Source organism: Pseudomonas sp. B12(2026), assembly GCF_057767015.1.
This window is the reverse complement of record NZ_CM173430.1, coordinates 5425640-5449606: the sequence shown is the minus strand read 5'-3', so window position 1 is coordinate 5449606 and position 23967 is coordinate 5425640. Positions and strand designations below refer to the sequence as shown.

17 protein-coding genes are annotated in these 23967 nt (G+C 67.5%); 10 read left to right on the top strand and 7 right to left on the bottom strand.

What is annotated here, in order from left to right; translation table 11 throughout:
• Window positions 1-6 precede the first annotated feature (6 nt).
• On the bottom strand, window positions 7-1542 hold the full coding sequence (gene gpmI, locus AC3B6A_RS25290; RefSeq protein WP_488399841.1) for a 2,3-bisphosphoglycerate-independent phosphoglycerate mutase: 1536 nt from the start codon (window positions 1540-1542) through the stop codon (window positions 7-9).
• 290 nt (window positions 1543-1832) lie between these two features.
• On the opposite strand from gpmI, the gene AC3B6A_RS25285 reads away from it, so the two are divergent.
• Genes AC3B6A_RS25285 through secB form a run of 3 tightly spaced genes read left to right on the top strand, consistent with a single transcriptional unit; the run spans window position 1833 to window position 3028 of the window.
• Window positions 1833-2255, top strand: coding sequence for a rhodanese-like domain-containing protein (locus AC3B6A_RS25285; RefSeq protein WP_488399840.1), 423 nt, complete (start codon window positions 1833-1835; stop codon window positions 2253-2255).
• A gap of 1 nt (window position 2256) precedes the next feature.
• The gene (gene grxC / locus AC3B6A_RS25280; RefSeq protein ID WP_488399839.1) at window positions 2257-2511 is read left to right on the top strand and encodes a glutaredoxin 3; all 255 of its coding nucleotides are present in this window, start codon (window positions 2257-2259) and stop codon (window positions 2509-2511) included.
• A 37-nt stretch (window positions 2512-2548) separates the two neighbouring features.
• Window positions 2549-3028, top strand: coding sequence for a protein-export chaperone SecB (secB, locus tag AC3B6A_RS25275; protein WP_488399838.1), 480 nt, complete (start codon window positions 2549-2551; stop codon window positions 3026-3028).
• Window positions 3029-3686: 658 nt separating this feature from the next.
• Here secB and AC3B6A_RS25270 read toward each other — a convergent pair.
• Window positions 3687-4085, bottom strand: coding sequence for a hypothetical protein (locus tag AC3B6A_RS25270; protein WP_488399837.1), 399 nt, complete (start codon window positions 4083-4085; stop codon window positions 3687-3689).
• 52 nt (window positions 4086-4137) lie between these two features.
• Between AC3B6A_RS25270 and AC3B6A_RS25265 the strand changes: the two genes are divergently transcribed.
• A complete protein-coding gene (locus tag AC3B6A_RS25265; protein WP_488399836.1) occupies window positions 4138-4599 on the top strand; it encodes a tRNA (cytidine(34)-2'-O)-methyltransferase in 462 nt (153 codons plus the stop codon).
• A gap of 366 nt (window positions 4600-4965) precedes the next feature.
• On the opposite strand, the gene ntrC is transcribed toward AC3B6A_RS25265, so the two are convergent.
• The 4 genes from ntrC to AC3B6A_RS25245 form a co-directional block, all read right to left on the bottom strand.
• Window positions 4966-6396 (bottom strand): two-component system response regulator NtrC, encoded by a 1431-nt coding sequence (ntrC, locus tag AC3B6A_RS25260; RefSeq protein ID WP_488399834.1) that lies wholly within the window; start codon window positions 6394-6396, stop codon window positions 4966-4968.
• A gap of 2 nt (window positions 6397-6398) precedes the next feature.
• A complete protein-coding gene (gene glnL, locus AC3B6A_RS25255; protein ID WP_488399833.1) occupies window positions 6399-7475 on the bottom strand; it encodes a nitrogen regulation protein NR(II) in 1077 nt (358 codons plus the stop codon).
• A gap of 207 nt (window positions 7476-7682) precedes the next feature.
• Window positions 7683-8249 (bottom strand): DUF4124 domain-containing protein, encoded by a 567-nt coding sequence (locus AC3B6A_RS25250; protein ID WP_488403708.1) that lies wholly within the window; start codon window positions 8247-8249, stop codon window positions 7683-7685.
• 11 nt (window positions 8250-8260) lie between these two features.
• Window positions 8261-8806, bottom strand: coding sequence for a DUF4124 domain-containing protein (locus AC3B6A_RS25245; protein WP_488399832.1), 546 nt, complete (start codon window positions 8804-8806; stop codon window positions 8261-8263).
• Between the two features lie 202 nt (window positions 8807-9008).
• On the opposite strand from AC3B6A_RS25245, the gene AC3B6A_RS25240 reads away from it, so the two are divergent.
• Window positions 9009-11216: a mechanosensitive ion channel family protein gene (locus AC3B6A_RS25240; RefSeq protein ID WP_488399831.1), complete on the top strand. Its 2208-nt coding sequence runs from the start codon at window positions 9009-9011 to the stop codon at window positions 11214-11216.
• 127 nt (window positions 11217-11343) lie between these two features.
• Here the strand turns inward: AC3B6A_RS25240 and glnA are convergent, their stop codons facing one another.
• The gene (gene glnA, locus AC3B6A_RS25235) at window positions 11344-12753 is read right to left on the bottom strand and encodes a glutamate--ammonia ligase (RefSeq protein WP_488399830.1); all 1410 of its coding nucleotides are present in this window, start codon (window positions 12751-12753) and stop codon (window positions 11344-11346) included.
• A 330-nt stretch (window positions 12754-13083) separates the two neighbouring features.
• Between glnA and thiI the strand changes: the two genes are divergently transcribed.
• The 5 genes from thiI to estP all read left to right on the top strand — a co-directional run bounded on the left by thiI (window position 13084) and on the right by estP (window position 23934).
• Window positions 13084-14538, top strand: a complete 1455-nt coding sequence (thiI, locus tag AC3B6A_RS25230; protein WP_488399829.1) for a tRNA uracil 4-sulfurtransferase ThiI — start codon at window positions 13084-13086, stop codon at window positions 14536-14538.
• Window positions 14539-14706: 168 nt separating this feature from the next.
• Entirely contained in the window at window positions 14707-16524 is a 1818-nt protein-coding gene (gene typA / locus AC3B6A_RS25225) for a translational GTPase TypA (RefSeq protein ID WP_488399828.1), read from the top strand.
• A 329-nt stretch (window positions 16525-16853) separates the two neighbouring features.
• Window positions 16854-20567, top strand: a complete 3714-nt coding sequence (locus AC3B6A_RS25220; protein ID WP_488399827.1) for a DUF2339 domain-containing protein — start codon at window positions 16854-16856, stop codon at window positions 20565-20567.
• Window positions 20564-21922, top strand: a complete 1359-nt coding sequence (locus tag AC3B6A_RS25215) for a DUF3999 domain-containing protein (protein ID WP_488399826.1) — start codon at window positions 20564-20566, stop codon at window positions 21920-21922. The genes AC3B6A_RS25220 and AC3B6A_RS25215 overlap by 4 nt, the downstream gene beginning before the upstream one ends.
• Window positions 21923-22026: 104 nt before the next feature.
• A complete protein-coding gene (gene estP, locus AC3B6A_RS25210; RefSeq protein WP_488399825.1) occupies window positions 22027-23934 on the top strand; it encodes an esterase EstP in 1908 nt (635 codons plus the stop codon).
• Window positions 23935-23967 lie beyond the last annotated feature (33 nt).

Sequence of the window (23967 nt, the reverse complement as noted above, 5' to 3'; positions counted from 1 at the left end):
GTCGCCTTACAGCAGGGTGACGATCGATTTGCCGGTCATTTCCTTGGGCTGTTCCAGGCCCATCAGCGTCAGCAGGGTCGGCGCCACGTCGGCCAGCACGCCGCCCTCGCGGATGCTCAGCTTGCGCTTGCCGACGTAGACGAACGGCACCGGCTCGCAGGTGTGCGCGGTGTGCGCCTGGCCGGTCATGGCGTCTTCCATCTGCTCGACGTTGCCGTGGTCGGCGGTGATCAGGGCTTCGCCGCCGACCTTGTCCAGCGCCGCGACGATCCGACCGACGCAGGTATCCAGGCACTCGACGGCCTTCACCGCGGCCTCGAACACGCCGGTGTGGCCGACCATGTCGCCGTTGGCGTAGTTGACGATGATCACGTCGTAGCGCTGGTTCTCGATGGCGTCGACGATCCGGTCGGTGACTTCCGGCGCGCTCATTTCCGGCTGCAGGTCGTAGGTGGCGACCTTGGGCGAGGGGATGAGGATGCGCTCTTCGCCCTCGAACGGCTCTTCGCGGCCGCCGGAGAAGAAGAAGGTCACGTGGGCGTACTTCTCGGTCTCGGCGATGCGCAGCTGGGTCTTGCCGTTCTTCGCCAGGTACTCGCCCAGCACGTTGTCCAGCGACTCGGGCTTGAACGCGCTGGGCGCCGGGATGCTCGCCGCGTACTGGGTCAGCATCACGTAGCTGGCCAGCTTCAGCTCGCGCTGGCGCGCGAATTCCTTGAAGCCCGGCTCGACGAAGGCGCGCGACAGTTCGCGGGCGCGGTCGGCGCGGAAGTTCATGAAGATCACGGCGTCGCCGTCTTCCACGCGCACCTGGGCGCCGATGCGGGTGGCCTTGACGAACTCGTCGCTCTCGCCGCGCTCGTAGGCGGCGTGCAGCGCGCCCACGGCGGAGTCGGCGGTGAATTCGGCAGTGCCTTCGGTGATCAGGTTGTAGGCGGCTTCGACGCGGTCCCAGCGGTTGTCGCGGTCCATGGCGAAGTAGCGGCCGATGATGCTGGCGGTGCGGCCCTTGCCCAGGCGGGCGAAGGTGTCGTCGAGCAGTTGCAGCGACGGCTCGGCGCTCCTGGGCGGGGTGTCGCGGCCGTCGAGGAAGGCGTGCAGGTAGATTTTCTCGGCGCCGTGCTGGGCGGCCAGTTCGGCCATGGCGACCAGGTGGTCCTGGTGGCTGTGCACGCCGCCGTCGGACAGCAGGCCGAGGATGTGCACCGCCTTGCCGGCGCCGGCGGCCTTGTCGACCGCCCCGGTCAGCACCGGGTTCTCGAAGAACTCGCCGTCGCGGATGGCCTTGGTCACGCGGGTGAAGTCCTGGTAGACGACGCGGCCGGCGCCCAGGTTCATGTGGCCGACCTCGGAGTTGCCCATCTGGCCGTCGGGCAGGCCGACATCCATGCCCGAGCCGGAGATCAGGCCGTGCGGCTGGCTGGCCAGCAGGCGGTCCCAGTTGGGTTTCTTCGCGGCGTGGATGGCGTTGAATTCCGGGCTATCGCTATGGCCGAAGCCGTCCAGGATGATCAGGACCAGCGGTTTGCGCGTTGCAGTCATAGGTACGGCTCTTTCCGGGAACAGAGGGGGGAGAGCCACTTTACGATCCGCTGCGCGTCGGCATCACTGCGTTGCAAACAGGCTCGGAGTGCTCATTTACAAACGTAAACTGCGCTTCCCCGCCTGTTTGCGCCTTGTGCTGCTCCAGCTCGCGAGATCGTGAATCGGCTCTCGGAAAAGGACCCGCATTTTACCGATTGGTGCCGACAGACGCCATGATCCGCAGGGTGCAGCCGTCAGATACGCGCGTGTATACTGGCCGGCATTTTTACGTCTGGATGTCCTGCGCCATGTCCTCGTTCCTTCCCCGTCTGATCGAATTCGCCACCCATCACTACCTGCTGGTGGGCGCCCTGGTGGTCCTGCTGGTACTGCTGGCCCTGCATGAAATGCGCAAGAGCGGCCGCGCCCTGTCGACCCGCGAGCTGACCGCTCTGGTGAACGCCGAGCAGGCCGTGGTCCTCGATATCCGCCCGGCCAAGGAGTTCACCACCGGCCACATCGTCGATGCGCTGAACATCCCGGCGGACAAGCTGAACGCCCGCCTCAGCGAACTGGACAAGCACAAGGCCAAGACCATCATCGTGGTCGACGGCATGGGCCAGCACGCGGGCACCTGGTGCAGCGTGCTGCAGAAGGCCGGCTTCAATGCCGCCAAGCTCTCCGGCGGCATCGGCAGCTGGCGTGGCGACAACCTGCCCCTGGTGAAGTGAGATGCCGTCGATCCTGATCTACACCAGCGCATGGTGCCCGTACTGCATCCGCGCCAAGGCCCTGCTGGACCGCAAGGGCGTCGCCTACGAGGAAATCTCGGTGGATGGCGAGCCGGGCGTGCGCGCCGAGATGGCCAGCAAGGCGGGCCGCACCTCGGTGCCGCAGATCTGGATCGACGAGGTCCATGTCGGCGGCTGCGACGATCTTTACGCGCTGGAACGCGCGGGCAAGCTGGATACGCTGCTCACGGCGTGATCCCCAATCCTGAAACGACGAACAAGAAGGTCCCGAAATGACTGAACAAGCCAACGGCGCAGGCCAGCAAGACAACAACCCGCAGTTCTCGCTGCAGCGCATCTACATCCGCGACCTCTCCTTCGAAGCGCCCAAGGCGCCGGAAATCTTCCGCCAGGAGTGGCAGCCGAGCATTTCCATGGACCTCAACACCCGCCAGAAGCAGCTCGACGGCGACTTCTACGAAGTGGTGCTGACCGTTTCGGTGACCGTGAAGAACGGCGAAGAAACCGCTTTCATCGCCGAAGTGCAGCAGGCCGGCATCTTCCTGATCAAGGGCCTGGATGCTTCCAGCATGAGCCACACCCTCGGCGCGTTCTGCCCGAACATCCTCTTCCCGTATGCCCGCGAGACCCTGGACAGCCTGGTGGTGCGCGGTTCCTTCCCGGCGCTGATGCTGTCCCCGGTGAACTTCGATGCGCTGTACGCGCAGGAAATCGCCCGCATGCAGTCGTCCGGCGAGATCCCGGCGCAGTAATCGCCGACGCCGAACGAGAAAGGCGCCTTCGGGCGCCTTTTTCTTTGCCTGCGATTTGTTGTTGAGCAAATTTTGACCGGCGCTTCCCGGGGCGCGCGGCGTCTGGCTTTGGCAGTCTTATCCACAGGCTGTTCCTGGGGTTGCTCAGCCGTTCTGGGGGTAAGCGTGCGCAGTGTTCTTCTGTAGGAGCGAGCTTGCTCGCGAACCGCTTTTCCCGGGACTTCGGCGCCGTGGCTGTTCGCGAGCAAGCTCGCTCCTACAGGGAAGGAAGTCGGCTCCGGCGTTCAAGTTTGGTGCGTGCGCACTGGCAGGGCGCAGGGCAGGGCGCTCCCGGTCCGTCCTGGAATACCCGATGCAGAGGCGCTCGCGCAGTGTCAGGGAAGCTTGTGGATATCCCGCGAACCCCCGGAATACCTGACGTATAGCCATCCGGAGCGCTGTCCCGGCGGCAGCTGAATCGCCCCGCGAGCGATCTTGGCACGCCCTCTGCAATACCTCTGACAACAGCGATTTCAGGGGCCTCGGTACAGGCAGGCTGGGGAACCCCTCTTTTACATCGTGCGAGCGCGCCGTTCGAAGCAGCGGCCGTCGCAACCGGTTCGGGGGTCCTGGTACAGGCAGGCCGGGGAAACCCCCTTTTTATTCCGCAGCCGCTGCCCTATTCGGGCCGCACCCTGACGTTCAGGCGCCACTGGCCGTCCGCCTCGCTGCTGTCCCAGGCGCCTTGCAGGCGGCGGGTCGACAGCAAGGTCAGCAGAACGCCTTGCCCCCGGGGTTCGAGCGTCCAGCGCAGCGGCAGACCGGAAATCCGCAGCTGGCCCTGGCGCGCCTCGGCGCTGGCGTCGATCTGCAGCGCCAGGGCGTCTTCCAGATGACCGGCGCGCACCGCCGGCTGAGCATCCAGCAGGACCAGCAGGCCATCCGCCGCCGGCTCGATGGCGAGTATCCGCGGAGGCCCTTCGGCCGGCGGATTCACCAGGCGGCCGATCATCAGCCCGACCAGCAGCCCACCCACGCACAGCGAAACCAGGACCCGCAGCCACGGCCTGGGCCGCATTTGCGCCTGCGCGGGAGTAGAATGCCCGCCGTTCTCAGGCCCGGAGCGCTGCATGTTCCACGTGATCCTCTTTCAACCGGAAATCCCCCCAAACACCGGCAACATTATCAGGCTGTGCGCCAATGCGGGCTGCGGCCTGCACCTGATCGAGCCGCTGGGCTTCGAGCTGGACGACAAGCGCCTGCGCCGCGCCGGGCTGGATTACCACGAATACGCCAGCGTGCGCCGCTACGCGACCCTCGACGAGTGCCTGGAGCAACTGGGCCATCCACGCCTGTTCGCCTTCACCACCAAGGGCTCGCAGCCGTTCCATGAAGTGGCCTACCAGCGCGGCGACGCCTTCCTCTTCGGCCCGGAAAGCCGCGGCCTGCCGGATGAGGTGCGCGAGTCCCTGCCGCCGGAGCGGCGCGTGCGCTTGCCGATGCGCCCCGGCTGCCGCAGCCTGAACCTGTCCAACACCGTGGCGGTCAGCGTCTACGAGGCCTGGCGCCAGCTCGGCTTCGCCATGGACTGAGCTTTTTTTGAGCGATCCGCGCAAAGCCGCGCAGGGCGGGGCGTGCAACGGCTTGCCCCAAGCTTATCCACAGCCGGGCGCACAGCGCGTGTGGGCAAGCCCGGAGTTCCTGCACAGAAACCGCGCAAACCCGCGGACCGCGCGTGCTCTGGGCTGTAGCACGTTCCTTCCCCGTTCCGTGCACAGTGTTATCCACAGGTTCTGGGGATAGCCCCGAGCTGCTCTTGCAGGAGCGAGCTTGCTCGCGAACGGATCCCCCCGGTGGATTCGATGCCGGGCGGTTCGCGAGCAAGCTCGCTCCTACGAAAAATAAAATTCCGCACCCATGAAAAAGGGGCCTTCCGGCCCCTTCGTCGTTGCAGGACGTCAGTCTTCGCCGTCCTCGTCCGGGCCGTCGATCTTCATGCCCAGTTCCTTGATCTTGCGGGTCAGGGTGTTGCGCCCCCAGCCCAGCAGCACGGCGGCGTCGCGGCGGCGGCCGGCGGTGTGCTTGAGGGCGGTCTCGATCATGATCCGCTCGAAGGCCGGCACGGCGCTGTCCAGCAGGCTCGACTGGCCGCGCCCCAGCGCCTGGTCGGCCCACTGGCGCAGGGCCTGTTCCCAGTTGGCGGCGGGCAGGTTGTCCTGCGGCTGGGTCAGCAGTTCCGGCGGCAGGTCGTCGGTGTGCACCTCGCGGCCGGAGGCCATGACGGTGATCCAGCGGCAGGTGTTCTCCAGCTGGCGCACGTTGCCCGGCCAGGAGAGGTTCCGCAGGTATTCCTCGGTCTCCGGCTTGAGCAGCTTGGGCTCCACCGCCAGCTCCTGGGCGGCGCGGGCGAGGAAGTGCCGGGCCAGCGCCGGGATGTCCTCGCGGCGGTCGGCCAGGCGCGGGATGTGGATGCGGATGACGTTCAGGCGGTGGAACAGGTCCTCGCGGAACTTGCCCTCGCGCACCAGGTTTTCCAGGTTCTGGTGCGTCGCGGCGATGATCCGCACGTCCACCTTCACCGGGGTGTGGCCGCCGACGCGGTAGAACTCGCCGTCCGCCAGCACGCGCAGCAGGCGGGTCTGGGTGTCGGCCGGCATGTCGCCGATCTCGTCGAGGAACAGGGTGCCGCCGTCGGCCTGCTCGAAGCGCCCGCGGCGCTGGTTGGCCGCGCCGGTGAAGGCGCCTTTCTCGTGGCCGAACAGCTCGGATTCCATCAGGTCCTTGGGGATCGCCGCCATGTTCAGCGCGATGAACGGCGAGGCCGCGCGCGGGCTGTGGCGGTGCAGGGCATGGGCGACCAGTTCCTTGCCGGTGCCGGATTCGCCGTTGATCAGCACGGTGATGTTGGAGTGGGAAAGGCGGCCGATGGCGCGGAACACCTCCTGCATCGCCGGCGCCTCGCCGATGATCTCCGGGGTGCGCGTCTGGTTGGCCGGCACGGCCAGGCCCTGCTGTTCCTGGGCGTGCTGGTTGGCGCGCTTGACCAGGGAGACGGCCTCGTCAACGTCGAACGGCTTGGGCAGGTATTCGAAGGCGCCGCCCTGGTAGGAGGCTACCGCGCTGTCCAGGTCGGAATGGGCGGTCATGATGATCACCGGCAGGCGCGGGTACAGCTCGCGGATCTGCGCCAGCAGGTCGAGGCCGCTGGCGCCGGGCATGCGGATGTCGGAGATGATCACGTCCGGCTGCTGCCGGCCGAGGCGGCTGATCACGCTGTCGGCGCTGTCGAAGCTGACCGTGCTCATGCCTTCCTGCTGCAGGGCCTTTTCCAGGACCCAGCGGATGGAGCGGTCGTCGTCGACGATCCAGACGGTCTCTGATCGGCTCATGGTCAATGCACTCCTCGTTCCAGGGGCAGGAACAGACTGAACACGGTATGGCCGGGGTGGCTCTCGCATTCGATCAGGCCCTGGTGCTGGCTGATGATGTTCTGGGTGATGGCCAGGCCGAGCCCGGTGCCGTCGGCGCGGCCGCTGACCATGGGATAGAAGATGGTGTCCTGCAGTTCGGCCGGGATGCCCGGGCCGTTGTCGATGATCTCCACCTTGCACACCAGGCGGTGGCGCGTGTGGCCGATGGTGAACTGGCGCAGGGTGCGGGTACGCAGGGTGATGCGGCCCAGCTTGAGTTCGTTCTGCGAGGCAATCGCCTGCATGGCGTTGCGCACGATGTTGAGCACCGCCTGGATCATCTGCTCGCGGTCGAGCAGCAGGTCGGGGATGCTCGGGTCATAGTCGCGCACCAGCGGGATGCTGCCCTGGGTCTCGGCTTCCACCAGGCTGCAGACGCGCTCCAGCACTTCGTGGATGTTGGTGACCGAGAGCTGCGGCAGCTTGTTCGAGCCGAGCATGCGGTCCACCAGGTTCCGCAGGCGGTCGGCCTCTTCGATGATGACGTTGGTGTAGTCCTTGAGCGATTCGTCCGGCAGCTCGCGGGACAGCAGCTGCGCCGCGCCACGGATGCCGCCCAGCGGATTCTTGATCTCGTGGGCCAGGCCGCGCACCAGCAGCTTGGTGGTTTCCTGCTTGGACAGCTGCGCCTCTTCCTTGGTGATCCGCAGCAGCCGGTCGCGCGGGTGGACTTCCAGCAGCAGCAGGGTCTCGCGGCGGCTGAGGATGGGCGTCACCGCGTAGTCCACGGTGATCGACTGGCCGGTGAGCGAGGTCAGGGTCGCCTCGCGCTTGGTGAACGGGTGCGCCTCTTCCACCGCCTGCTGCAGGGACTGCAGCGCCTCGGGCGATTCGGTGAACAGCTCGCTGATGAACTGGCCGTGGCTGCGCTGGCCGCTGACCGCCAGGAGCATCTCCGCCGCCGGGTTCATGTATTCCAGGCGCAACCCGGCATTGAGCAGGATCACCGCCGTGGTGAGGTTGTCGAGCAGCAGGCGGAGCTGGGGTTCGGTAGGCATGGCGTCTGAAATGTCCCAAGACTGTGCGGGAAAATGCAAAAAGCAAACCAGGCCCCGAAAAGACGCGCATTTCGGCGTCTGGCGCCGGTTTGCGAGGCGCGGGCGGGCGATCTGGCCGAAGGGAGTGACCTGAAATGGGGAGAGTATAGAAAGTGGTGCAGGCCAACGCACCGATATGGTGCGTTTGTGCCGGGGTGCGCGCCGCCGTCAGCGGCTGGCGGCGCTGAACTGGCGGGCGCTGTCCGGGGCGGCCGCTTCGGCCACCGAGACGCGGAACATGTGGAAGGGCTGGTTGGGCGTCTGCTCGATGGTGCGGCCCAGGGTGTCGATGATCTCCACCGACAGCTGGTGGGTGCCGCGGTCGATGTTGTTCAGCGGGAAGACCGGGCTGCGGCCGGGTTCGCCCACCGGCTTGCCGTCCAGCAGCAGGCGGTAGAGGTGGCCGGGGAGCAGGGCCGGATCGCTGGTGACGGAAACGATCAGCGCGCCATCGTTGGCGCGGATGGTGGTGTCGGGCTCCGGCACGATGATGCGCAGCAGCTGGTAGGCCGGCGGTCCGGGCGGCAGCGCCGGCGTCGCGGGCGCGTAGAGCGGCGGCGGCATGCGCACGCCGGGCTGGTTGGGCATGGCGTTGGGCGGCGCGAGCAGCAGCTTCTGCGCATTGCCGCGCGGCGGCTGGTCGGTGAAGACGCGGTTGCCGTCCTTGTCGATGTAGGTGTAGACCTCGGCGCTGGCCGACAGGCAGCACAGCGCCGACAGCAGGAGCATCACCAGGTGGCGCATGTTCAGTTGCCCGTCCTGGGTTTCACCTGGGGGCGCGCCGGGCTGTTGGTGCTGATGCGCTGCAGGGTGAAGTTCACCGGCGGGCTGCTCTGGATCACCTGGTCGCCCTGCAGGACCTGCACGGCGAGGCTGTGCTCGCCGCGCTCGAGGTTCTCCAGGCCGATGCTGGTGGCGTGGGTCGGTGCGCCGTAGGGCTGGCCGTCGAGCAGCAGCTGCAGCTGGTGCTCCGCGGCCAGCGCCGGCTGGACCACGACGTCGACGACGAAGGAGCCGTTGTTGGAGCGCAGGGCTTCATCGTTGGGCACGTTGCTCAGGGCGAGGATGGCGTAGGCGCTCTGCGTTGCGACCTCGCCGGTGCCGGCCCCGGCGCTCGCCGGTATCTGCGGGGTGACGGTATTGGTCGGTGGCAGCTGCACCGGCTGTGCGCCGACGTTGCTCGGCGGCTGGTTGGTGAACACCGTCTTGCCGTTGGCGTCGGTGTACTTGTAGATCTGCGCACTGGCTGGCAGCGCGGCGGCGAGCAGCAGGGCGGTGAGGATCAGGCGCATGGGCGATCTCCGGATGGTCGTGGCAAGCCTTGCATTGCCGACGACGGCTGGCAAGTTGCCTATTGTGATTCAGCATGGCAGCTCACAGTGTGCGCTGCCGCTCGCCGACGGACCTTTGGCGGGGCGCCGTGGTCCTTGACCACGGCGCGTCTCCCGTCCTCTGTATGATGCGGGCGAGCCTTCCTGTACCTGCCTCTGGGGTGTGCCTGTGACCGACCTGATCCGTTCCTGTTTCCGTCAGTGCCTGCTGCTGTGCTGCCTGTGCGCCGGCCCGCTGCTCGCCGGCCCCGCGCTGGCGGCGCTGCCCGGCCCGCTGGCCGGCATGACGGGGGGCGGCGAGCAGGTCAGCGAGGCGCAGCTGCAGCAGTCGCTGGACCAGGTCATCCGCACGCTGGAGAACGACCAGCAGCGCGCCGACCTGCTGAAGAAGCTCAAGCAGTTGCGCGATGCGAGCAAGAAAAGCGCGGACCAGCAGAGTGGCGTGCTGGGGCTGATCGGCGGCACGCTGGGCAGCCTGGAGAAGCAGTTCGAAGGCGCCAACAGCCCGCTGCTGCGCTGGAGCGAGCTGTTCAGCCAGGCCCGCGACGAAGTGCAGACCCGCATCCCGTCCTGGCAGGAGCTGCCGGGGATGCTCTTCGACTTCCTCCTCGTGCTCCTGCTCTGGGCCTGCGTGGCCCTGGGGCTGCGCTGGCTGGCGCGGCGCATGCAGGATCGCTTCGGCCTGGCCAGCGAGCTCCCGCAGAATCCCAAGACCCGCGACCTGCTGCTGTTCGCCCTGCGCAAGCTCGGTCCCTGGCTGGTGGCGTTCCTGATCACGGTCTACCTGTCGGTGGTGCTGCCCAGCTCCCTGGGCAAGCTGCTGGCGATGGTGATGGCCTATGTGCTGGTGTGCGGCACGCTGTTCTCCGCGCTGTGCGTGATCTCCCTGTCGCTGCTCGGCGGCCCGCACCGCATGCGCGCGCTGGACATCCTGCGGCGGCGCGCCTTCCGCCCGCTGTGGCTGATCGGCAGCCTGGCCGCGCTGGGCGAGGTGATGCACGACCCGCGCGTGACCGAAAGCCTCGGGCAGAGCACCGCGCTGTGCGTCGGCTCGCTGGCGAACATCTTCGCGGCGCTGTTCACCGCGCTGTTCGTCCTGCAGTTCCGCCGGCCGATCGCCCACCTGATCCGCAACCAGCCGCTGGAACGCCGCCTCAAGCGCCGCGCCCTGCATGAGCTGGTCGAGCTGGTGGGTTCGCTGTGGTTCTTGCCGGTGCTGGTGCTGGTGGGGATTTCCCTGTTCGCCACCGTGGTCACCGCCGGCGACAGCACCTACGCCCTGCGCCGCGCGCTGCTGTGCGCGCTGATCGCGGTGGTGGCGATGACCGTCAACGGCCTGATCCGCCGCGCCCAGCTGCGCTCGACGCGCCACGGCAGCCGCCGCTCCGCACCCTATGTCGAGCAGTTGCAGAAGTTCGCCTACACCCTGCTGCACATCGCCAGCCTGCTGCTGTTCCTGGAGGTCGGCCTGCGCGTCTGGGGCATGTCGCTGATCCGCTTCACCGAGGGCGACGGGGCGGCGATCAGCCTCCGCCTGATCAGCTTCGGCACCACCCTGCTGGTGGCCTGGCTGGTGTGGATCCTCGCCGACACCGCGGTCCAGCACAGCCTCGGCCTGGGCGGCAAGAGCCGCAACAACCCGCGCGCGCTGACCATGCTGCCGCTGATCCGCAACGTGCTGTTCGTGACCATCGCGGTGATCGCGCTGATCGTCGCCCTGGCCAACATGGGCATGAACGTCACCCCGCTGCTGGCGGGCGCGGGCGTCATCGGCCTGGCCATCGGCTTCGGCGCGCAGACGCTGGTGGCGGACCTGATCACCGGCCTGTTCATCATCATCGAGGACTCGCTGTCCATCGACGACTACGTCGACGTCGGCGGCCACCTGGGCACCGTCGAGGGCCTGACCATCCGCACCGTGCGCCTGCGCGACCTGGACGGCGTGGTGCACACCATCCCGTTCAGCCAGATCAAGAGCATCAAGAACTACTCGCGGGAGTTCGGCTACGCCATGTTCCGCTGGCCGGTGCCCGCCAGCATGCCGATCGACGATGCGGTGGCGCTGGTCCACGAGGTCACCCACGACCTGCGCGGCGACCGCGACATCAGCCGCGCCATGTGGTCGGCGCTGGAGATGCAGGGCGTCGAGAGTTTCGACAATGGCCAGGCGATCCTGCGTTTCCGCCTGAAGACCGCGCCGATCCGCCAGTGGGAGGTGCAGCGCGCCTTCAACCTGCGCCTGCGGCAGAAGCTGGACAAGGCCGGCCTGGAGCTGTCGATGCCGCGCCTGAACGTGCAGCTTTCGCGGATGCGCCCGTCGTCGCGCGAGGATGACGACGGGCGCGGCGAGCCGCAGGGCAGTGGTATCTGATTGCGCCGCCGCTCCTGCAAGGTGCCTCCTGCACGCAGGGAATCACCTGGCCGCACTTTCCACGGGCAATAAAAAAGGCCTCCCGAAGGAGGCCTCAATGCTGTCGCTGTTTATTGGTATTCGTGGATCAGACGCTGTAGTACAGGTCGTATTCCAGCGGGTGCACGAAGGTGCGCACCTTGATTTCTTCTTCGCTCTTGATCTCGATGTAGGCATCGATGAACTCGTCGGTGAACACGCCGCCCTTGGTCAGGAACGCACGGCCCTTGTCGAGTTCTTCCAGCGCTTCCTTCAGGCTGCCGCAAACCTGCGGGATTTCCTTCGCCTCTTCCGGCGGCAGGTCGTACAGGTTCTTGTCGGCGGCATCGCCGGGGTGGATCTTGTTCTGGATGCCGTCCAGGCCGGCCATCAGCAGCGCGGCGAAGCACAGGTAGGGGTTGGCCGCCGGGTCCGGGAAGCGCGCTTCGATGCGGCGGGCTTTCGGGCTGGAAACGTACGGGATGCGGATCGAGGCGGAGCGGTTGCGGGCCGAGTAGGCCAGCATGACCGGGGCTTCGAAGCCCGGAACCAGACGCTTGTAGGAGTTGGTGGCCGGGTTGGTGAAGCCGTTCAGGGCCTTGCCGTGCTTGATGATGCCGCCGATGAAGTACAGGGCGGTGTCGGACAGGCCGGCATAGCCTTCGCCGGAGAAGGTGTTCTTGCCGTCCTTGGAGATCGACATGTGCACGTGCATGCCCGAGCCGTTGTCGCCGTACAGCGGCTTCGGCATGAAGGTCACGGTCTTGCCGTAGGCATCGGCGACGTTGTGGATGCAGTACTTCAGGGTCTGCACTTCGTCAGCCTTGGCAACGAGGGTGTTGAACTTCACACCGATCTCGTTCTGGCCGGCGGTGGCCACTTCGTGGTGGTGGACTTCGACGACCAGGCCCATCTCTTCCATGGCGTTGCACATGGCGGTACGGATTTCGTGGTCGTGGTCGACCGGCGGTACCGGGAAGTAGCCGCCCTTCACGCCCGGACGGTGGCCCTTGTTGCCCGACTCGATGTCGGCGTCGGTGTTCCAGGAGGCCTGCTCGGAGTAGATCTTGAACATCGAGCCGGAGATGTCGGACTTGAACTTCACTTCGTCGAAGATGAAGAACTCCGGCTCCGGGCCGACGAATACGGTGTCGCCGATGCCGGTGGACTTCAGGTATTCCTCGGCGCGCTTGGCGATGTTGCGCGGGTCGCGCTCGTAGCCTTGCATGGTGCTCGGCTCGATGATGTCGCAGACGATGATCAGGGTCGGCTCTTCGGTGAACGGATCGAGCACGGCGGTGCTGTCGTCCGGCAGCAGGATCATGTCGGAGGCTTCGATGCCTTTCCAGCCGGCGATGGAGGAGCCGTCGAACATCTTGCCGGCTTCGAAGAAGTCGTCGTCCAGCGCGTCGCGGGCCGGCATGGTGACGTGGTGCTGCTTGCCTTTGGTGTCGGTGAAGCGCAGGTCTACCCACTTCACGTCATGATCTTTGATCAGTTGTTGCGACTTGTACGACATGCTGTCCTCCAGGAGGGATTAGAGCTGGGAACTTCTGTGCCCCAGTATCGGGTGATGCCGGCCGGAATAGTCCGCCAGGGCAACCTGCATCACAAGAGAGCAAGTTGCGTGCCAGTGCCCGTAATCGTGCAGGACCGCTGATTTGCGGGGTTCCGGCGAGCGTAACCGGAAATTGCAGGTCAATAGCGCACCATTTTGGTGCCTGATTGTGGTGCGCCTGTCCATTTTGGTGCGCACAAAAGAAAGTCTCCGATTTCTGCTCAAGTCTTGAGCAATTTCGGATATAATCCGGCCCCTTTTTTTCTGTCCCATGGCAATCGCCCGGTTCGCATGAAACTCATCGTCAAGGTCTTCCAGGAAATCACCATCAAGAGCCGGCCGGTGCGCAAGCGCTTCATCCGCCAGCTGGCGAAGAACATTCGCACGGTGCTCCGCGACCTCGATCCCGAGCTGCTGGTGGAGGGCGAGTGGGACAACCTCGACGTCGAGACCAAGGTCACCGACCCCAAGGTCCTGCGCGAGATGATCGAGCGCCTGACCTGCACCCCGGGCATCGGCCACTTCCTGGAAGTGCACGAATGCCCGCTGGGCGACTTCGACGACATCCTGGAGAAGTGCAAGCTGCACTTCGCCGACAAGCTGCCGGGCAAGATCTTCTCCATGCGCTGCAAGCGCGCCGGCAAGCACTCCTTCACTTCCATCGACGTCGAGCGCTACGTCGGCGGCGGCCTGCGCCAGCAGTGCGGCGCGGCGGGCGTATCGCTGAAGAACCCGGAAGTGGAAGTGCGGGTGGAAATCCGCTACGACCGCCTGTACGTGATCCACGCCCAGCACGCGGGCCTGGGCGGCTACCCGCTGGGCGCGCTGGAGCAGGTGCTGGTGCTGATGTCCGGCGGCTTCGACTCCACCGTCGCGGCCTACCAGATGATGCGCCGCGGCATGATCAGCCACTTCGTGTTCTTCAACCTCGGCGGCCGCGCCCACGAGCTGGGCGTGATGGAAGTGGCGCACTACCTGTGGGAGAAGTTCGGCCGTTCCCAGCGCGTGCTGTTCGTCAGCGTGCCCTTCGAGGAAGTGGTCGGCGAGATTCTCACCAAGGTCGACGACAGCTACATGGGCGTGACCTTGAAGCGCATGATGCTGCGCGCCGCCAGCCGTGTGGCCGAGCGCCTGGAGCTGGACGCGCTGGTGACCGGCGAGGCGATTTCCCAGGTGTCCAGCCAGACCCTGCCGAACCTCTCGGTGATCGACCGGGTGACCGACACCCTGGTGCTGCGCCCGCTGATCGTCAGCCACAAGCAGGACATCATCGACACCGCGACGAAGATCGGCACCGCCGAGTTCGCCAAGCACATGCCCGAATACTGCGGCGTGATCTCGGTGAACCCGACCACCCAGGCCAAGCCGTACCGCGTCGAGCACGAAGAGTCCAAGTTCGACATGGCTGTGCTGGACCGCGCCCTGGAGCGCTCCACCCAGATGACCGTCGATCGGGTGATCGACGAGCTGGGCAAGGACCTGCCGGTGGAAATGGTCGGCGAAGTGCTGCCCGGCCAGATCGTGGTCGACATCCGCCACCCGGACGCCCAGGAAGATGAACCGCTGGCGCTCGAGGGCATCGAAGTCCTGGCCATGCCGTTCTACGCGATCAACAGCAAGTTCAAGGAACTGGACCCCAACCGCCAGTACCTCCTGTACTGCGACAAGGGCGTGATGAGTCGCCTGCACGCCCACCACCTGGTCAACGAAGGGCACACCAATGTGCGTGTTTACCGTCCGCAATAAAGGCGCGGACTGCCGCCGCCGGCCCGGACTGTTTGGCGGCAGTATCCGCCACCGACCTCCCGACACATTCGGTGCGTAGGCTCACGCCCTGACCTTTTGCACCGCCGCGCCGAGGCCCGGCCCCCGCTGCCCGAAGGCAGCCGTAGATTCACTATCGAGACTGACACTGTGATCGAAAAACTGCGCAATATCGCCATCATCGCCCACGTCGACCATGGCAAGACCACCCTGGTGGACAAGCTGCTGAAGCTGTCCGGCACCCTCGACCGCAAAGAAGCGGAAAGCGAGCGCGTGATGGACTCCAACGACCAGGAAAAAGAGCGCGGCATTACCATTCTGGCGAAGAACACCGCCATCAAGTGGAACGGCTACAACATCAACATCGTCGACACCCCCGGCCACGCCGACTTCGGTGGCGAGGTGGAGCGCGTGATGTCCATGGTCGACTCCGTGCTGCTGGTGGTCGACGCCCAGGACGGCCCCATGCCGCAGACCCGCTTCGTGACCCAGAAGGCCTTCAAGGCCGGCCTGCGTCCGATCGTGGTGGTGAACAAGGTCGACCGTCCGGGCGCGCGTCCGGACTGGGTCATCGACCAGATCTTCGACCTGTTCGACAACCTCGGCGCCACCGATGAGCAGCTCGACTTCCCGATCGTCTACGCCAGCGCCCTGAACGGCATCGCCGGCATGGACCACGAGAAGATGGACGACAACATGGACGCCCTGTTCCAGGCGATCATCGACCACGTCCCGGCGCCGGAAGTCGACGTCGACGGTCCGTTCCAGATGCAGATTTCCCAGCTGGACTACAACAGCTTCCTCGGCGTGATCGGCATCGGCCGTATCGCCCGTGGCCGCGTCAAGGCCAACACCCCGGTGGTCGCCATCAGCGACGACGGCACCAAGCGCAACGGCCGCATCCTGAAGATCATGGGCCACTCCGGCCTGCAGCGCGTCGAAGTCGCCGAAGCCGAAGCCGGCGACATCGTCTGCGTCTCGGGCATGGACGAGCTGTTCATCTCCGACACCCTGTGCGACCCGCAGAACGTCGAAGCCCGCCCGCCGCTGACCGTCGACCAGCCGACCGTGAGCATGACCTTCCAGGTCAACGACTCGCCGTTCGCCGGCAAGGAAGGCAAGTTCGTCACCAGCCGCAACATCAAGGAGCGCCTGGACAAGGAACTGCTGCACAACGTGGCGCTGCGCGTCGAGCAGGGCGAGAGCCCGGAGAAGTTCAAGGTCTCCGGCCGTGGCGAACTGCACCTGTCGGTTCTGATCGAAACCATGCGCCGTGAAGGCTTCGAGATGGCCGTCGGCCGTCCGGAAGTGGTGATCATCGAGAAGGACGGCGAGAAGCAGGAGCCCTACGAGAACGTCTCCATCGACATCGAAGAGCAGCACCAGGGCTCGGTGATGGAACAGATGGGCCTGCGCAAGGGCGATCTGAGCAACATGATCCCCGACGGCAAGGGCCGCGTGCGCCTGGAATACACCATCCCGGCGCGCGGCCTGATCGGCTTCCGCAACAACTTCCTGACCCTGACCTCGGGTACCGGCATCCTCACCTCGACCTTCAGCCACTACGGCCCGATCAAGGCCGGCGAAGTGAGCAACCGCCAGAACGGCGTGCTGGTCTCCATGGCCACCGGCACCGCGCTGACCTACTCGCTGGAAACCCTGCAAAGCCGCGGCAAGCTGTTCCTCGGCCCGGGCGACGAGATCTACGAAGGCCAGCTGGCCGGCATCAACAGCCGCGACAACGACCTGGTGATCAACCCCACCAAGGGCAAGAAGCTCGACAACATGCGCGCTTCGGGCAAGGACGAAGTCATCGCCCTGGTTCCGCCGATCCGCTTCACCCTGGAGCAGGCGCTGGAATTCATCGCCGATGACGAGCTGGTGGAAGTGACGCCGAAGTCGATCCGCCTGCGCAAGAAGCTGCTCGACGAGAACGACCGCAAGCGCTACGAGCGCAGCAAGGTCTGACTCGACCAGCAGTGAGAAAGAGCCGGGCGTATGCCCGGCTTTTTTTTTGCCCCGTTGCCTGAGCCAGACGCGACGCTGGACTGTGCAGGCGCGAGCCTGCTCGCGAACAGAGCCCCGCTGCGGAGTCGGTTCGCGAGCAAGGACCAGGCGCCCCCTCGGTCCTGCGAAAAGCTGCCTTCGCGTGGCCGCAAGGCAGAGTCGCGACGTCTGATTCTGCGAAGCGGCGAGATCGTCGGCGCAGGCCAGGGGCCGGGCCGATATACTCCGCTGCCCGGGTGGTATCGCCCGGTTCGGGATGGATTCGTACAGAACTTCAAGGATTCGAAAGCATGCAATGGATTTTCATGCTGGTCGGCCTGGTCATCGGCGCCGCTGCGGGCGAGTCGATCACCGGGGCGGTGCTGGGCGCGGTGGTTGGCCTCGCGCTGGGGCAGGCGATCGCGCTGCAGGCGTTGCAGCGGCGTAACGCGGCGATGAGCCGGGAGTTGTCGGCATTCGCCGATCGCTTCGAGCTCGGCACCGGCAAGCTCCATGAGCGGCTGCTCAAGGTCGAGCAATCCGTTCAGCAGGGGCGGGGTGCACCTGCACCTGAGGCCGAGCCCGTGGCGCGGGCGGCTACGCCTGACGTGCCCGAGCCGGCGCATGCCGTTGCGGAGACGACGGATCTCGACTGGGACATCGAGCTGCCCGCTGCCGAGCCGGCACCCGCGGCAGCGGCTGTGTCTGTCGAAGCGCCCAGCGAGTGGTCCGAGCTGGCCCTCGAACCGCGGGAAGCGCCCGCTCCCCGCGCGCAAGCGCCGCAAGCCGAGGCCGAGGCGCCCCGGCCCCAGGTCGCTCGCGCCACACCGCCGCTGCCACCCGAGCCTCCGGCACCGTCCCCGTTCGACCGCGCCTTCGGGGCCGCCCGCGACTGGCTGCTGGGCGGCAACACCGTGCTGCGTGTCGGCGTGGTGCTGCTGTTCCTCGGCCTGGCCTTCCTCCTGCGCTACGCCACCGAAGGCATGACGATGCCGCCGCAGGGCCCCTACATCGGCACCGCCTTCGCCGCGCTGGCGCTGCTCGGCCTGGGCTGGTGGCTGCGCCATCGTCGCCCGGCCTACGCGCTGATCCTGCAGGGCACCGGGATCGCCGTGCTGTACCTGACGGTGTTCGCCGGCATCAAGCTGTACCCGGCGATGAACCACGGCGAGGTGCTGGTCGACCCGCGGGCCGGGTTCGCGCTGCTGGTGGCGGTCACCCTGTTCTCGGCGATCCTGGCGATCCTCCAGGACGCCCTCGGCCTCGCCGCGGCCGCCGCGCTGGGCGGCTTCGCCGCGCCGATCCTGGCGTCCTCCGGCGGCGGCAACCACGTCGCGCTGTTCAGCTATTTCGCCCTGCTCAACGCCGGCATCTTCGCCATCGCCTGGTTCAAGGCCTGGCGCCTGCTCAACCTGATCGGCTTCTTCGGCACCTTCGGCATCGGCCTGGCCTGGGGGCTGCGCTCGTACACGCCTGAACTGTTCGCCACGACCGAGCCGTTCCTGATCCTGTTCTTCCTCACCTACGTCGCCATCGGCCTGCTGTTCGCCCGCCGCCGCCTGCGCGAGGCTGCCGGCGGGCCGCAGGACGATTCCCGCGACGCCCTGCTGCGCTGGTCGGCGCGGCAGACCGACTATGTTGACGGCAGCGTGCTGTTTGGCACGCCGCTGGTGGGTTTTGGCCTGCAATACGCGGTGATCCGCCACCTGGAATTCGGCGCCGCGTTCAGCGCCCTGGCGCTGGGCCTGTTCTACATGGTCCTCGCGCGGCTTCTGGCCGGGCGCACCGCCGGCCGCGCATTGCTGCTGGTGGAGACCTGCCTGGCGCTGGGCGTGGTGTTCGGCAGCCTGGCGATTCCGCTGGGCCTCGATGCCCGCTGGACCTCCGCCGCCTGGGCCGTGGAGGGCGCCGGTATCTACTGGCTCGGCCTGCGCCAGCAGCGGCCGCTGGCGAGGGTCTTCGCGCTGCTGCTGCAGGTGGGCGCGGCGCTGGCGTTCCTCGGTGGTCTGCATGCCGATCCGCTGTCGCTGACGCTGTTGGAAGGCGCACCGCTGGGCGCGCTGATGCTCGGCGGGGCGCTGCTGTTCGGCTTCCGGAACCTGCGCAACGCCGATCCGCGGACACTGCGCGGCTGGGAGCCGAAGGTGCGGCCGGTACTGGCGACCTTCGGCCTGGGCTTCCTCTACCTGATCGCGCCGTTGTGCCTGGGCGCCGACGGCACCGCGATGGTCTGGGCGGTCGCCGGGCTGGCCACCCTGTTCGCCGGCCTGCGGCTGCGTTCGCGCACCTTCCTGGCCTGCGCCTTCGCGGTGCAACTGCTGGGGGGTGCGGTCTTCCTGCTGCACCTGCGCGGTGCCGAGGCGGGGAGCGGTGTGCTCGGCTCGGGCTGGCGCGGGCTGGTGACGGCCTCGCTGATCGGCCTGGCGCTGATCGCCGGCATGCTGATCGCCGCGCGGGACTCCCTGGTGCGCGACGACCGCCGGCTGATGCTCGGCCTGAGCGTCGTCCTGCTGCTGGGGTTGGCCTTCCTCAACCTCGCCGTGCTGTTCGTGTTGCCGTGGCGGACCGCCGCCGCCGTCTGGGCCGGCAGCGGCGTGCTGATCCTCTGGCTGAGCCTGCAACTGCAGCAGCGCGCGGCCTTCGTCTTCGGCCTGGCGCTGCAGGTGATCGGCGCGGGGGCGTTCCTGATCGGCGGCCCGGCGCTGTTCGGCGACCTGCCCGGCGAAGGACTGAAACCGCTGGCGCACATGGGCTTCTGGACGCCGGCGGTGCTGGCGCTGGCCGCGCTGGCCGGTGCCTGGCGCCTGCATCGGGCCAGCGAGCATGAGCGTCGTCTGGCCCTGGGCGGATTGGGCCTGGAGCAGTTGACGCAACTGCTGCTGATCTGGGGCGCCGGCTGGTGGGCGCTGACCGGGCTGTGGGAGATCGCCCGTTTCGTGCCGGGTGACATGCGCGAACACGTGGCGCTACTGGTCGCCGCCGTCAGCGTGGCGCTCGGCTCGGCGCTGGCGCGGCGCGAGCAATGGCGCGCCTTGGCATTGCTGTGCCTGGCGTTGTCGCCACTGGCCGTGGTGGCGCTGGCCAGCGCCTGGAACCTGGAATACCACCCGCTGGCGCAGCTGGGGTGGCTCGGCTGGCCGGCGCTGTTCGCCGCGCATTTCCTTGTAGTGCGCCGGCTCGATGGGCTGTTGCCACGCGTGGCGGCGCAGGCGGCCCACGTGCTGGGCTGCTGGCTGGTCCTCGGCGTGCTGGCGCTGGAACTGCGCTACCTGTTCTTCGCCCTGGCCGAGCACTACAACGCCTGGCGCTGGCTGGGCTGGGCGCTGGTGCCGAGCTTCTACCTGATCCTGATGGGCGGCGTGCGCCGCCTGCCGTGGCCGGTGGCGGCCTTCGAGCGCGAGTACCGGGCGATTGCCGCCGTGCCGGTGGCGGTGGCGCTGCTGGGCTGGTTCTGGCTGGTCAACCTGTTCAGCGATGGTTCGGCGGAACCGCTGCCCTATCTTCCGCTGCTCAACCCGCTGGAGCTGGGCATGCTGATCGTGCTGGCGGCGGTGTTCCAGTGGACGCGCCTGGGCCTGCCGCAGCTCGGTCTCGCCGAATCCACCCTGCGCCTGCCGGTGCAGGCCGTGCTGGGCGCTTCGCTGTTCGCCCTGCTGACCATGGCGGTCTTCCGCACCGCGCACCACTGGGGCGGCGTGCCATTCGAGGCCTTCGCCCTGCGCGAGTCGATGCTGGTGCAGGCGGGCCTGTCCATCGTCTGGGCGCTGATCGCCCTGGGCCTGATGATCGCCGGGCACCTGCGCGGTCGCCGCGATTTCTGGCTGGTCGGGGCGGCGTTGCTGGCGGTGGTGGTGATCAAGCTGTTCCTCGTCGACCGCGCCAGCGGCGGCAGTCTGGAACGCATCATTTCCTTCATCGGCGTCGGCGTGCTGATGCTGATCGTCGGCTACTTCGCGCCGCTGCCGCCGCGCCGGCCGGCAGCTCCCCAACAGGAGCAGCCGCAACAGGAGCAACCCTCTGCATGAAGCTGAACACGTTTTTCCTGATCGCCGGCGCCTGGGCGTTCGGCTCCGCCGCCAGCGCTGCGCCGGTCCCGGCGGACTTCGCCAACCGGGTGCCGCTGGAGGTCGCCGGCAAGGGGCCCTGGTACCGCCTGCAGCTGCCAATCGAGGTGCTGTTCGCCGCCCGTCACGGCGACCTGCGCGATGTGCGCATCTTCAATGCCGAGGGCGAGGCGCTGCCCTACAGCCTGCGCACCAGCGCGGCCAGCGAGAGCCGGGTGCGCAGCGAGGTGCGGGCGCGCATCTTCCCGTTGCGCGGGCAGAGCGGCAGCGCCGCCGCCGACAGCGTGAAAGTGCTGCGCAGCACCACGGGCACCATTCTGGAGATCACCGCGGGCGCGTCGGACCCGCAGCAGGTGCTGCGTGGCTGGCTGCTGGAGACCGGCAGCGGCGACCTGCCGCTGGACCGCCTGCAGCTGGACTGGACGGCCGAGGCCGACGGCTTCCAGCGCCTGCGCATCGAGGCCAGCGACGACCTGGAGCATTGGCGTTCCCTCGGCGAAGGGCAGTTGGCGCGGCTGGACTTCAACGGCCAGCGCATCGAGCAGAACGACATCGCCTTGCCCGGCGAGACGGCGCGCTACCTGCGCCTGTGGTGGGAAGCGCCGCAGCAGGCCGCGCAACTGAGCGGCGCCACCCTGGGCGGCAGCCGCAGCAGCAGCGGGCCGATTCCCATGCTGTGGTCCGCGCCGCTGGCGGCCAAGGCCGATGCCAACGGCGAGTTCAGCTGGAGCCTGCCGCTGGCGCTGCCGGTGGAGCGCGTGCGGATTCCGCTGGAGCAGGCCAATACCCTGGCGCCGGTGGCGCTCTCCGGCCGCCACGATGGCAATGTGCAGTGGACGCCGCTGGCGCGTGGCGTGCTCTATCGCCTGCCGGGGGAGAGCGGCGAGATCACCCGGGCGGAACTGGAACTGCCGGGCTTCCCGGTCAGCCAGCTGCGCCTGCAACCGGACGCCCGTGGCGGCGGCCTGGGCGGCGCGACAGCGAACCTGAGCATTGGCGTGCGCGCCACCGAGGTGGTCTTCCTCGCGCGCGGTGGCGAGCCCTATCAGCTGGCGGTCGGCAGTTCGTCGGCGGCCGATGGCAGCCTGCCGCTGGCCACCCTGGTGCCGGGCTTCGATGTCGGGCGCTTGTCCGCCATGGGCGAGGCCCATCTCAAAGGCGGCCTGCAGGCCCGGGTTGTCGAGACGCCGGGCGCGGAGCCCGAGGCGGACGGCCGCTGGAAGCGCTACGGCCTGTGGGCCGTGCTGTTGGCCGGCGTCGGTCTGCTCGGGCTGATGGCGCTGAGCCTGTTGCGCGGCAGTCGCCGGCAAAACTGAGCAAGGTTCGCGGAGATGGCCGCGAGATAGGGTGCCGCCCGGGAAAACTCTGCTACTGTGAGGGCGTTCTGTCCGCCCGATAAAAACAAGCATGGAGTAGCAGAATGATCAGACAGGCGCTCACCCCGTTGGCGGCTGCCTGCGTATTGGCGATTGCCTCGCAGGCCTCGGCAGCCCCTTCCCCCTATTCGACCCTGGTGGTGTTCGGCGACAGCCTCAGCGATTCGGGCCAGTTCCCCGACGCCGGCGGCCCGCCCGGCGCCTCCACGCGCTTCACCAACCGCACCGGCCCGACCTATCTGGACGGCAGCGGTGAAGTCTTCGGCCCCACCGCGGCGATGATCCTCGGCGGCAAGCTGGGCGTCTCCTCCGCCGATCTCAATCCCTCGACCTCGCTGGTCGCCGGCACCCAGGACGGCAACAACTGGGCGGTGGGCGGCTACCGCACCGACCAGATCTACGACTCCATCACCGCGCCGGGCGGCTCGGTGGTCAGCGCCGGGGGCGCCACCCGCACCCGCGACGGCTATCTGGTGGGCCGCCTGGCGGACCCGAACGCGCTCTATTACCTCACCGGCGGCGGCAACGACTTCCTCCAGCTGCAAATCACCAATGACCCCACCGCGCGCGCCGCGGCGGGGCGCCTGGTGGACAGCGCGCAGGCCCTGCATGACGCGGGCGCGCGCTACATCATGGTCTGGCTGCTGCCCGACCTCGGCCTGACTCCGGCCACCAACGGCACCCCGTTGCAGTCGTTCGGCACCCAGCTGTCCGGCATCTTCAACGAGGAACTGGTCAGCCAGCTCGCCGCCTCCGGCGCCAACGTCATCCCGCTGAATATCCCGGGCCTGCTCAAGGAAGTCCTGGCCGACCCGGGCGGCTTCGGCCTGGCCACCGGCACCAACCTGGTGGGCACCTGCTTCAGCGGCAACAACTGCCCGGAAAACCCGCTCTACGGCCGCCACGGCAGCAGCCCCGATCCGACCAAGCTGATCTTCAACGATGGCGTGCACCCGACCATCGCCGGCCAGCGCCTGATCGCCGACTACGCCTACTCGGTGCTCGCCGCGCCGTGGGAAGCGACCTTGCTGCCGGAAATGGCCCTGGGCACCTACAACGCCTACCAGGACGAACTGCGCAGCCAGTGGCTGGCGGACTGGGAGAACTGGCAGGGCGCGGGGCAGTGGCGCGGTTTCATCAGCGGCGGCGGCCAGCACCTGGACTACGACGACCAGGACAGCGCCGCCGAAGGCGATGGCTTCGGCTACAACCTGACCCTGGGCGGCAGCTACCGCCTCGATGACGCCTGGCGCATCGGCGCCGCCGCCGGCTTCTACCGGCAGAAGCTGGAGGCCGGCGCCGAGGACTCCGACTACAAGCTCAACAGCTACCTGGGCAGCCTGTTCGTGCAGTACCAGCAGAACCGCTGGTGGGCCGACGCGGCGGTGACCGGTGGCTACCTCGACTACGACGAGGCCAACCGCAAGTTCGCCCTCATCGAGCGCACTGTCGAAGAGAAGGGCGACACCGACGGCAACCTGCTCGCCTTCAGCGGCCGCCTCGGCTACGACATCGCCCAGGGCGGCGAGAACTGGCACCTGTCGCCCTTCGTCAGCGCCGACTGGGCGCGGGTGAAGGTGGACAGCTACGAAGAGGACGGCGGCCACTCCACCTCGCTGGCCTTCGACGAGCAGAACCGCTACTCCCGCCGCCTCGGCGCCGGCCTGCAGGGCAAGCTCGACCTGTCGGCGCAGACCCAGCTGTTCGGCGAGGTGGCGGTGGAGCGCGAGTACGCCGACGACACCCGCAACATCGGGATGAACTTCACCAGTCTGCCGGCCAACGGCTTCACCCTGCAGGGCTACACCCCGCAGAGCCACCTGCAGCGCCTGGCGCTGGGCTTCTCGCAGAAGCTGACCCCGGAGCTGTCGCTGCGCGGCGGCTACAGCGCGCACCACAGCGACGACGACCTGCAACAGGGCGTCAGCCTGGCGCTGAGCCTGGACTTCTGACCGAGCGCCGGGAGAGGCGCTTGCCGCGCCTCT

What these genes read in the sequence shown, in the direction of transcription:
- gpmI (WP_488399841.1), bottom strand. Translation starts at nt 1,542, where the DNA reads ATGACTGCAACGCGCAAACCGCTGGTCCTGATCATCCTGGACGGCTTC.
- AC3B6A_RS25285 (WP_488399840.1), top strand. Translation starts at nt 1,833, where the DNA reads ATGTCCTCGTTCCTTCCCCGTCTGATCGAATTCGCCACCCATCACTAC.
- grxC (WP_488399839.1), top strand. Translation starts at nt 2,257, where the DNA reads ATGCCGTCGATCCTGATCTACACCAGCGCATGGTGCCCGTACTGCATC.
- secB (WP_488399838.1), top strand. Translation starts at nt 2,549, where the DNA reads ATGACTGAACAAGCCAACGGCGCAGGCCAGCAAGACAACAACCCGCAG.
- AC3B6A_RS25270 (WP_488399837.1), bottom strand. Translation starts at nt 4,085, where the DNA reads ATGCGGCCCAGGCCGTGGCTGCGGGTCCTGGTTTCGCTGTGCGTGGGT.
- AC3B6A_RS25265 (WP_488399836.1), top strand. Translation starts at nt 4,138, where the DNA reads ATGTTCCACGTGATCCTCTTTCAACCGGAAATCCCCCCAAACACCGGC.
- ntrC (WP_488399834.1), bottom strand. Translation starts at nt 6,396, where the DNA reads ATGAGCCGATCAGAGACCGTCTGGATCGTCGACGACGACCGCTCCATC.
- glnL (WP_488399833.1), bottom strand. Translation starts at nt 7,475, where the DNA reads ATGCCTACCGAACCCCAGCTCCGCCTGCTGCTCGACAACCTCACCACG.
- AC3B6A_RS25245 (WP_488399832.1), bottom strand. Translation starts at nt 8,806, where the DNA reads ATGCGCCTGATCCTCACCGCCCTGCTGCTCGCCGCCGCGCTGCCAGCC.
- glnA (WP_488399830.1), bottom strand. Translation starts at nt 12,753, where the DNA reads ATGTCGTACAAGTCGCAACAACTGATCAAAGATCATGACGTGAAGTGG.
- thiI (WP_488399829.1), top strand. Translation starts at nt 13,084, where the DNA reads ATGAAACTCATCGTCAAGGTCTTCCAGGAAATCACCATCAAGAGCCGG.
- AC3B6A_RS25220 (WP_488399827.1), top strand. Translation starts at nt 16,854, where the DNA reads ATGCAATGGATTTTCATGCTGGTCGGCCTGGTCATCGGCGCCGCTGCG.
- AC3B6A_RS25215 (WP_488399826.1), top strand. Translation starts at nt 20,564, where the DNA reads ATGAAGCTGAACACGTTTTTCCTGATCGCCGGCGCCTGGGCGTTCGGC.
- estP (WP_488399825.1), top strand. Translation starts at nt 22,027, where the DNA reads ATGATCAGACAGGCGCTCACCCCGTTGGCGGCTGCCTGCGTATTGGCG.